The organism is Inquilinus sp. CAU 1745 (genome assembly GCF_039839375.1).
In the GTDB taxonomy this organism is placed as follows: domain Bacteria; phylum Pseudomonadota; class Alphaproteobacteria; order DSM-16000; family Inquilinaceae; genus JBDOQU01.
This window is the reverse complement of record NZ_JBDOQU010000002.1, coordinates 65,810-78,450: the sequence shown is the minus strand read 5'-3', so window position 1 is coordinate 78,450 and position 12,641 is coordinate 65,810. Positions and strand designations below refer to the sequence as shown.

Sequence of the window (12,641 nt, the reverse complement as noted above, 5' to 3'; positions counted from 1 at the left end):
CCCATGCTGCCAGACCAGACCGGCCCTCACCCCGCCCTGATCGCGATCCTGCGCGGCGTCACGCCGGAAGCGGCGCTGGATGTCGCCGCCGTGCTCTACGAGGCGGGCTTCCGGATTATCGAGGTGCCGCTCAATTCCCCCCGGCCATTCCAGAGTATCGAGCGGATCGCCCGCGCCTATGGCGACCGCGTGATGGTCGGCGCGGGCACCGTGGTCGCGCCGGAGGATGTCCGTCCGGTCGCCGAACGGGGCGGGCGGCTGATCCTCGCGCCCAATTTCGATCCCTCCGTGGTGGCCGCGACCAAGGTGGAGGGCCTTCTCTCCGTGCCCGGCGTCGCCACGCCGACGGAGGCCTTCTCCGCGCTCGCCGCCGGCGCGGACATCCTGAAGCTGTTCCCGGCGGAGGTCATCACGCCGGCCGCCGTCAAGGCGCTGCGCGCCGTCCTGCCGCCCGGCACCGCGATGGCGCCCGTCGGCGGCATCACGCCGGACTCGATGGGCCCCTATGTCGCTGCGGGGGCCAGCCTTTTCGGCATCGGCTCGGCGCTCTACGCGCCCGGTTGCGACCTGGAGGATCTGGCGCGCAAGGCGGCGGCCTTCATCGACCACGCCAGTGCGCTCACCCTGCCGGAGCCGGCGATGTGACCCCACAAGCCCGATCCGCGTCGATGGCGGCCCGGACCGTGGCCTCTCCTGCGCCGGCTGCGGAGCGATAAGGGCCTATGGATTCCAGCCTTCGCTGGAATGACTAACAAAAACAACGTCATGCTGGACTTGATCCAGCATCCATACGGTGTCCGGGCCTGCCCCGGCCGCGCCCGGTTCTTCGCCATTGGCGAAGCGGCGGAGGCCTATGGATTCCCGATCAGGTCGGGAATGACCAATAAAAACAACGTCATGCCGGACCCCGATCCGGCATCCATGCGGTGTCGGTGCTTGCCCGGACCGCGCTCTGTTCTTCGCTGTCGACGCAGCGGCAAGGGCCTATGGATTCCCGATCAGGTCGGGAATGACCAACCAAGGGGACGGGGCCGTGAACCGAAGGGCTACTCGGCGGCGGCGGCCGTGTAGGTGAGGTGGTTCAGTTCCTGTTTGAGGAAGGCGGCGATGGCGGTCATGCCGGACTTGCCGGCCCGCTTCTCGGCCTCGGGATTGTAGTTGGTGTTGGTGTTGACGTCGTAGGTCAGGACCCGGCCGTCGGGGGCGAGGATGAATTCGATCCCGGCGAATTCGATGCGGTTCTCCGCCAGGAACCGCTCATAGGCCGCCTTCTGTCCGGAATCGATGTCGGGCACGATCTCGAATTTCGGGGGCGTCGGCTGTTCGCCGACCGGGCACATCGCGTCGCCGACGGCGCACACATCGGCGGGGCACAGCTCGAACCCATCGCTCGTATCGACGCGCACCGCATAGAGGAATTTTCCGCCCACGAATTCCGTCCGGGTGATGAACGGCTCGGGCGCGGAGACATATTCCTGCAGCAAATGGATGCCGTCGACGGGCGCCTCATAGTCGGGCCCGTTCAGGTAATCGGCCAGCGCGCCGGTGGAGGCGAACAGCCGCACGCCGAGGCCCTTGCCGCCCCGGTTCGGCTTCAGGATCACCGGACCCTCGCCGAAATCCCGGCGGGCGGCCTCGACGAGGCGGTGCTTGCCGAGGACGGCCGTCGTGCGCGGAACGGCGATGCCGGCCTTCTCCAGCGCCGCATACTGCCGCACCTTGCTGAGCTCAAGGTCGACCACGTCCGCGCCGTTGATGACGCGCCGCCCGGCGCGCTCCAGCCAAGCGAGCGCCGCGATGGCGTATTCCGGCGAATGCGCGTGGCCGCGTGTATGGGCCGAAGCGCTCATCCGGTTGAAGAAGATTCCTTCGGGCGGCCGGCTCGTCAGGTCGAAATCGCCTTCGCTGAAATTCCAGCCGGCCCAGGGAACGTCGTGCTCGTTCAGGACTCGGGCCAGAGGCTCCAGCCAGGCTTCGTTCTCATAGATAACGTGGATCTTCGACACGGGAGCTGATCTCCAGAGAGATTGCACAAAGCTGAAAGGCGGAGGCCGCCGGTTCAGCGCCATTCAAATGTGAAATTTATGAAATCCACCCTATGGCTCGCTCTATAGCTGGTCAATGGAAATCACGGTTCAATGTGATTGATGTCGATATAATAACAAAAATTACTCGTTGTTTTATCGATGAGCGGACGGGAATCCACAATCTGGCCGATCGAGAAAATTGGAAAACAGCTGCCATTTGGCAACTATCGATGCCCGGCAAGCGGGCACACCATCGGGAATCCATCGACCGGGGCTAAACGCGCCGCCGGTCGAAACGATCGGGATGGTCAGGAGGACCGATGGCCGAGAGGCAGCGTCGGACGCCGCATAAGGGATTTCGGGCCCGCGCCGCAGCGATTGCGTTGGCGGTCAGCGTCGGCGTCCTGATGGCTAGTGTCGATGCGGCAGAGGCCTACTGCAACAACGGCGGTAGATTCGGCTCGCTGTTGGGGTGCGATGGTCCCGACCCGCAGACGCGGACGGTGACGGTGACGCCGCCGCCTCCGCCGCCGCCTTCGGGCCCGGAGATGGACCATGAGGACTGGAGACGGATTGTCGATGCCTGGCGAGACATTGAAGACGCTTTCGGGGCGGCGGAACGCCTCGATTCACTATCGAGGGTGCTAGCTGAAGAACTGCAGGGAGATCGGTCGGCGAACCGGATCGACTTTGGCGTCGGCTATGTTCCGCCGGAGAATGGCGAGGGTCCCCTGGACAGCCTGACCGAGTTCGAGACGCTGGTGCAGGAGTCGAGGGCCTGGGGAGACAACTATGGCGCGTGGGAGTTATATAATGGTGTCCGGGGCGAACTGACCGGCAGGCTCAGCCTTCGTATGTCGCTGGGCGTGCTGCCGCGGAGCGGCCCCGAATGGGGCGAATGGCAAGCCGATCTCGCAGAGGGAATCGCCGAGATCGCGGCGCAACGGATCGTGAGTTTCCAGGGCCGTATAATTGATGCCCTCGACTACCGTACTGACAGCCTCGACCCGCAGGGCAGCCTGGGTGAAACCATTCGTGATCTGGCTGCGGACGCGGCTGATGAGGATGAATCGCTCAGTGCATTCACCAGTAGAGCTCAGGACGAGATCGGAGACAAGATACGGACCATCCGCGCCGGTGTGTTCGGTGGACAGCAGGGGCCGGTCCCGCCCGTGGCGGTAAAGGACGTCTTCGCGGTCGATCCGTTTGTCCCCACCGTCCTCCTCACAGCGGCGCAGCTTCTCGACAACGACAGCGATCCGAACGGCGACAGTTTCAGGATCATCTCGGTGTCCCGCGCCGTTAACGGCAGCGTGGAACTGGTCGAGGCATCGCAGGCATCCGCCTCTTCCGCGCGGGTGGTGTTCACCCCGGACTTGAGCTTCTATGAATGGGGCGGCGCGTTCAGCTACACCATCCGCGATTCTCGCGGTCAGGAGGCCCCCGCCGTGGTGCAAATGATGCGGTCACGAGTGCCTCCGATCGCGCATGACGACACCGTCTTTATTCGGCCCCGCAGCTTCACCATCATACCGGTTGCCGATCTTCTGGCGAATGACGAGGCGCAGGACGGCCGGACCCTGACGATCAACAGGGTCAGCGATTCCAGGGGCGGGGCGGCCGCATTCAACGGTTCCAGCATCATGTGGCACGCGGACGATGGCGCGGCCGGGGGCAGCTTCACCTACCATGTCTGGGACGCGCTGGGCGCGGGGATATCCGGGACGGTCACGCTTGTCCCCCATCAGGGCCTAGCCCTCGAACTCAACGCCGCGCCGGAGGCCGGAGACGATCTGGTTATCTATCCGACGGGCGAGCCAGCGATAGTCATTACGCTGGACGAGCTGTTTGCGAACGACAGTGATCCGGAGCGCCGCCCGCTGGAGCTGGAACGCAGTTATGAGGCGGTGAACGGCATAGTCGTATACCTTTCGAACCAGGGCGCCTTCGTCTTCAGGCTGGACGAGGACAGCACCAGCGGCAGCTTCCGCTACATGGTGGCCGATCCGTTCGGCGCGAGCGACATTGCGACCGTCACCGTCCAGCGGTACGACCGCCCGCCGGTGACGCGCCCGGACCTGGTGACGGTCGACCCGGAGACGGTGGCGACCGACGCCATGACGATCGGCCCGGCCCCCTATGCCGACGTTACGATCCCGGCCGCCGTCCTGCTGGGGAACGACCGCGATCCGGAGGAGTTGCCGCTGCGGCTGGCCGCGGTGGAGGACCCGCGCAACGGGACCGTCCGGATCGACGGCGATTCCATCGTCTTCACGCCAAAAGCGCGAGATGCCGGCGAGACCGTTGTCATCGTCGACGGGCAGGCCGTCGAGCTGCCTCCCGAGGAAACATACGGCATCCATGGCGGGTCGTTCGCCTATCTGGCGGAGGACCCCTACGGCAACCGGACGCGGGAATGGGTGAACCTGTCCGTCACGTCCGGGCAGCCGGTCGCCAATGACGACGAACTGGCCGGCTTCGTCAACGCGCCGACGCTGATCCCGGTGGACCGCCTGCTGCGCAATGACGACCACCCGAACGACCGGCCGATCACGCTGGAACTGGTCCGGGATCCGGTGAACGGCGGGGCCGCCTACGTTCCGGGTGGCAACATCGAGTTCGAGCCGGGCCCGGATTTCGCGGCCGAGGGCGGCGGCTTCACCTATCAGGTCGCCGATTCCTCGGGCGGGCGCGACACGGCTGTCGTGCATCTGACGCCCGGCAACGCGCTGCCGGAACCCGTTGACGACAATATGGCGGTTTCGAGATCGGAGCCGACGGCGATCGATGTCGGGACGCTGCTTGCCAATGACGTGGAGCCGGATGGCGAGGCGCTGCGCGTGGTGGCGATCGAGAACACCAGAGGCGGCGAGTTCACGCTGGAATATCCGGGCAGCGGCGCCCTGACGCTGCGGGGGGAGAACGATTTCCAGGCGCTGGTCGAGGTCAGGGAATCGCTCGGCGGGGCCTATCGTCCCCAGGGTCTCAGGGCCACCGGCGGCAACCTTGTCCGGTTCCAGCCGGGGCCGGATTTCGCGGAAACCGGCGCGCGGTTCGACTATGTCGTCATGGACGACCGCTATGGCCGAACGACCGCGACCGTCCTCCTGTTCCCCGGCAACGAGGCGCCGGTCGGCCAGTCGGACCTGATCGTGCGGCCACGGGCGGACCGGTATGAGATCGCGGCCGTCGAGTTGACGGCTAACGACACCGACGCCGACGGCGACCCGATCTCGATCCGGTCGGTCTCCTCGGGGAGCGGCGGCGTCGCCTCGCTTTCGGCCGATGGGGAGACGGTCGTCTTCGAACCGGCGGCGGCGTCGGCGAGCGGTCTTTTCACCTATGTCGTGGCCGACTCCATGGGCGGCGAAAGCTTCTCCACCGTCACCGTCCAGCAGGCGGTGGGCGTGCCCGAAGCGGTCAACGACCTCGTGGACGTCACCGGCGAGGGGCCGTGGCGCATTCCGATCGCCGACCTGATGGCGAACGACCGCGATCCGGCGGGCGACGGCCTGACCTTCGGCGGGATCGTCGAGACAGGACCGGCCGGCCAGGCGAGCTTCGACGGCGTCAGCGCGTTCGTGCTCTACGAGCCCGCGCCCGGCGAGGACGCCGATCGTGCCTCCATCACATGCTCTAGCGAAGGCGGCGCTGCCGGCCCTACCTCGCCTGACGCATGGATGTTCGCCGGCATCGAGGCCGCTGCTTATGCCGACATATCAGAGCTTGATACTGCCTCCGGTTCTGGCGGAGGGGGCGCTGCCGGCTCCGCCCCGCTTCCCGCATGGATGCTCGCCGACACCGAGGCCGCTGCTTATGCCGACATATCAGAGCTTGATACTGCCTCCGGTTCTGGTGGAGGGGGCGCTGATCCTGCATCGTGCCAGTCCACAGAAGGCGCGGCTCATACCTTCCGCTATCGCATCAACACCGTGCGCGGCAGCGCCGTGGGGGCGGTGACTCTTCGTCCGGCGCAGGATCGGCCCGCGCCCGAGGCCGGGGACGACCGGGTCGAGATCGTCTTTTCCGACGCGAACGAAGCGTTCATTCCGGTGTCGAGGCTGCTGGCGAATGACCGCCTTCCGGGCGGTGACGCGGCCATACTGAGCGTTATCGACGTGTTCGACACCGATGGCGTCTACGGCTACCTCAGCGACGATGGCGAGACGGTTGTGCTGGGCGCCGGCCCGACATTCGCCACGAATGTGGCGGCGAGCGCGGACCAGGTCGGCGGCGGCTTCCGCTATCGCATCGGCGACGGGCAAGGCGGCTTCGCGACCGCCCAGGTCACGCTGACGGCGGGACTGGAACGTGAGGACACGCCGGAGCCGGACCGTGAGGACATCGACCTCGTCGCCGCCGGGATATATGTGCCAGACCCAGGCAGCAGCGACCAGTCCACGTTCCGCGTGGACAATGCGCAATTCGACGTGGAACTGATCCAGGCCGTCCTGGTCTCCGGAGACGCCAGCCCGTTCCTGCCGCAGAACCCGCTGGGCGGAACGCCGCTGGGCACGGACGCCGGGTCCGCCGACTATTCCGGAACCTACTTCATCGACTGCGTGGTGGTCAGCGACGCCGCCTCGATAGACGCGGATTTCGGGGTCGAGGGCAGCCATCCCCTAGGCGTCGCCCAGACGGCGGGGACGCTGTCCCTGACAAGCGATACGCCGCTGCTGGGCATCGCCGGTCCGTTCCCGAACCCGCCCGAATTCGCCTTGTCAGGGGCCGTTTCGGACGGTTTCGGCGGCACGCTGAGTTCCACGGTGACCGGACGCTTCGTCGAGCCGGATCTGGTCTCGATGCTCTACCAGCTCAGCTATCCGGGCTCGTCGACGATCACCAGCGACTTCCAGTGCGACGGGCGGAGGCAATGATGTCGAAGCCGATCTTCGCCCGTGTCCTGGCCGCCATCGGCTTCCTCGCTGTCGTGGACTCCGCGCCGGACGCCGTCGCGCAGAACAACATGCGCACGGTGGATGTGATCGCGACGCCCGGCCTGAACGTGCAGCGAGACGCCACGGCGGACGAGATCGCCGCCGCGCAATATCCCGAGGTCGACCGGACGGTCGTCAATGCTGCGGTCGAACGCCTGCTGGGGTCCTGGGGCGACGGGAAGCTGCTGGAATATCTGGCGCCCGATTTCCGGGGCGACATCGAACTGGTCCGGAACATCCTGGCGGCGGCGCCGGCGGACGCGAAGCTGAGGCTGTTGAGCCTGCAATCCTTCTACACGGTCTCCCAGACGCTCGGCACGCACGCCCAACTTGGGCCCGTGGTCGTCAGCGAGGTCGCCGTGACGGCCAACATCCAGGTCGAACTGACGAACCCGTTCAACGGCGATTTCATCCGGGCGGACGGCAGGAACGAGCTCTTGCTCAGGATCAGCCGGAAGATCGTTCCGATCGTACCGGTCGGCGGGTAGGCAGCGCGATAGGGCCGTCGGGGGGCGTCCCAAAGGGGGGAAGTAGGGGTGGTTTTCGGTCAGTTGCGGCCGCGCGGAGTCCGCGCGCCCATGTTCATGATTGCGCTCGGCCTGCTGGCGGCGCCGGGAAGCGTGGCGCAGGCCCAGACTCAGGCCGGCACGCAGGCCGGAGCGCAATCCGCCGACCCGTTCGCCGACTGGACGATCCAGGGCGACGTCTTCATGCGGGCGGAGCACTATGGCGACAATGGCGACCGGAACCTCAGCCCTTACCCCTATGTCGGCCCGCAGAACTATCTGGAACTGAACGCGACCGCGGAGCGTGCGTTCTCGCCCTGGAACCGCCTCACCTTCAGCATCTTCGGCCTGGCGAACGATTCCGACTATCGCAGCCTGTACGACAATCTCTCCGTCGAATCGTTCAACCTGACCTGGGAGAACGGTGAGGCGTCGGTGCCGTTCCGTCTCGGGCTGGGCGACTATTTCGGCAATCTGACCGGACGCACGCTCCGGCGGTCGCTCAAGGGCGGGTATATCGAACTGCAGCCGTTCGTCGGCGACCAGACTCATTCGATCCTGCTGTTCTCCGGCACGCCTGCCCAGGCGTATCGGGAGTTCAATCCGGCCGAGGACCTCTATAGCGGCGGCTCCTACCTCATCGATGATCCGGTCTGGGGCGCATGGGCGTTCAGCGCCGTCCACAACCGGCGCGAACTGGACGACGGCGCGACCGCCGACCAGACCGTGCTGAGCCTTGCCGGAGAGCAGAGCCTGAACGCCGGCGGCCAGTCGCTGACGCTGGAAACCGAATTGGACTTCCTGCGCGGCGAGCAGGACGGCGGATCGGGGAACGGTTCGGGCGCCGGCCTGAGCGGCGATTCCGGCGACCGGTCGGGGTTGGGCTTCTATGCGGAACTCTTCGGCCGAGACGATATCCGCCCCCTGACCTACGGGCTTCGCTATGAGCTGAACGACGAGGGCTATCGTCCGGCCGGCGCCGGCGTTGTCGAGGATCGGGAGGCGATGGAGGCGCGCGCCGGCTGGCGCTTCGATTCCGGGCTGTCGGTCAACGGTCGCGTCCTGCGCCTGGTGGACGACCGGACATCTGACAACCCGATGGAAACAAGGACAGCGGGGGTGACTGTCGTCGGGTTCGTGCCGGTCGGCGGGTTCGGCTCGGTGTCCGTGTTCGCGAATTCGCTGGCGTCGCAGCGCCGGAACGAGGACCGGACGACCGACGAATTCACACTGTCGCAGCAGATCGACCTGACGTTTCCGCTCGGCGACGTATGGACCGCCAGCGTCGGCGGCGGCTACAGGTCCATGGACGACCGCAACGCCGACCAGAGGATCACCCGCGAACTGTCGGCCGATCTCATCCGGTCGGTCGAGTTCGGGGGCTGGGCCGGAAGCTGGTCGGTCGGCCTGGTCGGGCGCGACATCTCGGGCGGAAGCGCCGCTTCCGATCAGTATGGCGGCCGGCTGGGGCTCAATATCGGCCGCGACGCGCACCGGCTGGATGCGAGCTATGAACTGCTGCTCCAGGACGCCCATGCGGCCGGCGGGCAGGGTTCGTTCGTCCAGACCGCCGGACTTGCCTACAGCTATACGATGGGCCAGCACAGCTTCGGCGTCGACGCCGTCTACAACGATCGCGACCAGGATCCGGGCGGAGAGGCCGGGGCGCACCGCATCGGCCTGTTCTACCGTTACAGCTTCTTCAAGCCGCCGGCGCCCCGGTCGCCCGCGATGAACGCGGCGATGGGGGCGGCGGCTGCGGGGCCGATCGCCGGCCCGTCGGGCGCGCCGCCGGACATCCTGGCCCTCGCGCCGGGACTGGACCTGTCGGAAACGATCGACCTTCTGTCCGCGGGCGGTCTGGGCGAGCCCGTGCGGTTCGGCACGGCGCGGGTCTGGGACGTCCGCATGCTGGAGGATGCGCCCCAGCGGCAACGGCTGGTCCTGATCGAGGATTCCGGACAAATCGCCACCTCCGCGGTGATCGTGGACTTCGACGGGCTGGGCTCGGGCCGGCCGGCGGAGCGGGCGTTCGAGAGGATCCTGGATGATCTTATCGACCGCTACGGCGCGCCGAGCCGGACCTTCGAGGATGGAGTCTTCGCCGACGATTTCGTGGCGGCCGTGAACGCCCAGCGGCTGGTGCGGGTGTACGAGTGGGAGACGGCGCAGGGGACGCTGCGGTTCGGCATTCCCCGCCGGCTCGACGGGCAGGTGCGCATGGAACTCCACTATGCCGCCGGCTTCCCGCCGCCGGGGGCGACGAGATGGAGCATCGAGGCCGTAAGGTGACGAGGGGGCGCCTCCTCCCGTCCAATCCCGACCTCCCAACCCGTTCCGCAGGCGGACTGAAAAGGTTGCAATTTATTTACCAAAAGCCCCGATACTGCCCTCCGCGAATCAGGGGGCGGGGGCTTGGCGAGACGCACATCATTCTCGGCTGCCGACGACACGATCGCCGGGTTGCTGGGTGATCTTTACGACGCGGCGACCGGCCAGTTGGGCTGGCCGGTGGTGCTGGAACGGCTGGTGGAGATGACCGGCAGCCGGTCTATCAGCCTGACCGCCGGCAGTCCCGGCCATATAGGGCGGCTCGAGTTCGGCAATTCGGACGAGTACTGGGACGAGTACAGTCGCCATTTCTTCGCCGAAGATTTCCGCATGACGACGCTGCGGACATCCCGGCCGATGACCGTGATGACCGACGCCGATCCCCGTTTCGTCCCGCCCGAAACCGATACGCGCGGGCTCTACGACTTCCTGCGCCGCCACGACCGGCGCTACGGCATGGGAGCGCTGCTCAGCCGGGACGGCGATGCCTGGACGATGGCGGCGTTCATCCGCGGCGCCCGCGAGGAACCGCCCGATGCGGAGACGCTGCGCCTGTTCGGGTATCTGGCGCCGCATCTCCGCCGCGCCGTCGACCTGCAACTCCGCCTGGGCGGCCTCCGCGCCGAAACCGCCGTCACGGCCGGGCTTCTTGAGCACAGCCCCTACGGGATCGCCGTCGTCGACGGCCATTGCCGGGTGAAATGGCTGAACGACCGGGCGCGCCGCTCGGTCGCGGACGGCTCGGCGGTCGCGATCCGCGGCGGCCTGCTCGTCGGCCGGTCGGCGGACGACACGCGATGGCTTCGCAGGATGATCGGCGGCACAGCCAGGACCATCCTCGGCCTGCCGGGCGAGGCCGGCGGGACCTTGTCGATCGAGCGGCCCGGGCTGCCGCCGACCGCCGTGACCGTCGCGCCGCTGCCGGTCGGCAGGGTGGCCGCCAATGACGGCGGGTTCGACGGGCTTAACGATCTGGCGCCCTCTGTCGGCATCTTCATCAGCGATCCGCTGGTCCCGCGCGCGCCGCCCGCCGACACATTGCGCCGCGCCTACCGGCTGCAACCGGCGCAGGCCCGGCTTGCCGTCGCGCTGGCGGACGGCCAGTCGATCGCCGGCTATGCGGATGAGGCCGGCGTGACGGTGAGGACCGCCCGCGAGCGGGTGAAGCAGGTGCTGACCCTGACCGGCACCCACCGCCAGGCGGAGCTGGTCCGCCTAGTCCTGGGGCTGCCGGCCGAGCCCGTGGGGTGACCATCAACCGAGCAGGCCACATGTTGCTGACATCCCGCTAGATTCGCTCCTTGCAGTGGCCCCCCCGGTTTGCTATCTACCCGCCCATCGCAAGGGGAAACTGTACCAACCGCGGCTCGGGAGAGCTTGGGGCAGTTTTCAAAACCTATAGGGTTTCCTGCGGAGCGCCCGTAGCTCAATTGGATAGAGCATCTGACTACGGATCAGAAGGTTGGGAGTTCGAATCTTCCCGGGCGCGCCACACTCTCGAAGACACGGAAATCCACCACTTCTTCGATGGGCCATTTCCGGTTGGAGTTGGGGCCGGGAGCGTACTGACACCTTTGGTGCGACCTCAGCGGAAAAACAGCCCTTCCGTAAACGACACCGGACATATCAAGTTGGAGGGCTGTTGTCCGTTAGCGGACGTTACGGCCCTCCAGATAATCCCGTGCCCCTTATGCTCAGGCGGATGCCAGGCGGGCCACCTGGTACAGCCGCAAGCCGTCGGCCAGCGACGTTTCCCCAACGTAACCCAACTCGCGCCTCGCGGCGTTGCGCGCGGGTGAGGTAGAGGTCACAAGCCGGGCGTCGCGCCCGCATTGAGCGTTGTTCGTTGGGGCAGAGCATCACGACTGGCAGCGGGCGCGGACGCCCGAGCCTCGGGCACAGGCAAGTACATCAAACTACAAATCTGTCGCATCGAAAACCGCCGCCACCCAATCGAGGAAAACCCGCACACGTGGCGATAGCTGACGGTTCTGCGGATAATAGGCAGCGAGCGGCAATGGCGGCGGCGGCTGGGCCGGCAGGACCTCGACAAGGGCGCCTCGCGCCAGATCCTCCCGGAAGCGATAGCGGGGCGCCTGAATCAGCCCGTAGCCCATCCGTGCGAGATGATGCGCCGTCTCCGCCTCGTTGGCGGTCACGCGGCAGGGAAGTGTCACCTCCCTGATTCCCTCGGCGGTCTGGAACTCCATCGGCATCACACGGCCCGTGCGTGACGACACGAAGCCGATCATCTGGTGTCGGTCGAGATCATCGACCGAAGCGGGCATCCCGTGATGCTCGATATATTGCGGGCCGGCGCAGGTCTGCTCCGGAATATCGGGGAGCCTGCGCATGATCAGGCCGCTGTCACCCGGTTCGCCCGCCCGGATGACGCAATCCACCCCCTCGCGCACCAGATCGACCAGCCTGTCGCCCTGGCCGATCTGTAGGCTGATCTGTGGATACGCTTCCAGGAAGTCCGGCAGGCGCGGCAGCAGGAAGGCCCGCGTCAGCGTGCCGTGGGCGTCGATGCGCAGCACCCCCGACGGTTCACCGCCCCGCAAGGCGCCCTCCGCTTCGTCGATATCGGCGAGGATCGACAGGCACCGCCGATAGTAGGCTTCGCCATCCGGCGTGGGCGCCACATGACGCGTGGTGCGTTCCAGGAGCCGGCTGCCGAGATCGCGCTCGAGCCGCCTGATCGCTTCGGTTGCCGTCGAACGCGGAATGCCAAGATCGGCCGCCGCCGCCGTGAAGCTGCGACGGTCGATGACCCGCACAAAAAGACGCATTGCATCGAGACGATCCATGATTGTTCGGAATATCCGAATTTTGTTGCC

General features: G+C 66.7%; 7 protein-coding genes and 1 tRNA gene. 6 read left to right on the top strand and 2 right to left on the bottom strand.

Features of this window, described 5'->3' with window-relative positions; translation table 11 throughout:
* The first annotated feature begins 3 nt into the window (after positions 1 to 3).
* Positions 4 to 645, top strand: a complete 642-nt coding sequence (locus tag AAFN89_RS02780) for a 2-dehydro-3-deoxy-6-phosphogalactonate aldolase (RefSeq protein WP_347535672.1) — start codon at positions 4 to 6, stop codon at positions 643 to 645.
* 401 nt (positions 646 to 1,046) lie between these two features.
* Here the strand turns inward: AAFN89_RS02780 and AAFN89_RS02775 are convergent, their stop codons facing one another.
* A complete protein-coding gene (locus tag AAFN89_RS02775) occupies positions 1,047 to 2,006 on the bottom strand; it encodes an alpha-L-glutamate ligase (RefSeq protein WP_347535670.1) in 960 nt (319 codons plus the stop codon).
* 341 nt (positions 2,007 to 2,347) lie between these two features.
* Between AAFN89_RS02775 and AAFN89_RS02770 the strand changes: the two genes are divergently transcribed.
* From AAFN89_RS02770 to AAFN89_RS02750, 5 genes are all read left to right on the top strand, one after another.
* The gene (locus AAFN89_RS02770) at positions 2,348 to 6,904 is read left to right on the top strand and encodes an Ig-like domain-containing protein (RefSeq protein ID WP_347535668.1); all 4,557 of its coding nucleotides are present in this window, start codon (positions 2,348 to 2,350) and stop codon (positions 6,902 to 6,904) included.
* Positions 6,904 to 7,452 (top strand): hypothetical protein, encoded by a 549-nt coding sequence (locus tag AAFN89_RS02765; protein ID WP_347535666.1) that lies wholly within the window; start codon positions 6,904 to 6,906, stop codon positions 7,450 to 7,452. Before AAFN89_RS02770 ends, AAFN89_RS02765 begins: the two co-directional genes overlap by 1 nt.
* Positions 7,453 to 7,542: 90 nt before the next feature.
* Positions 7,543 to 9,762: a hypothetical protein gene (locus AAFN89_RS02760; protein WP_347535664.1), complete on the top strand. Its 2,220-nt coding sequence runs from the start codon at positions 7,543 to 7,545 to the stop codon at positions 9,760 to 9,762.
* A 123-nt stretch (positions 9,763 to 9,885) separates the two neighbouring features.
* Entirely contained in the window at positions 9,886 to 11,052 is a 1,167-nt protein-coding gene (locus AAFN89_RS02755; RefSeq protein ID WP_347535662.1) for a hypothetical protein, read from the top strand.
* 164 nt (positions 11,053 to 11,216) lie between these two features.
* Positions 11,217 to 11,293, top strand: a tRNA-Arg gene (locus AAFN89_RS02750).
* 424 nt (positions 11,294 to 11,717) lie between these two features.
* Here AAFN89_RS02750 and AAFN89_RS02745 read toward each other — a convergent pair.
* Positions 11,718 to 12,611 carry a LysR family transcriptional regulator gene (locus AAFN89_RS02745; RefSeq protein WP_347535659.1) on the bottom strand — a complete coding sequence of 298 codons (894 nt, stop codon included), beginning with the start codon at positions 12,609 to 12,611 and terminating at the stop codon, positions 11,718 to 11,720.
* Positions 12,612 to 12,641 lie beyond the last annotated feature (30 nt).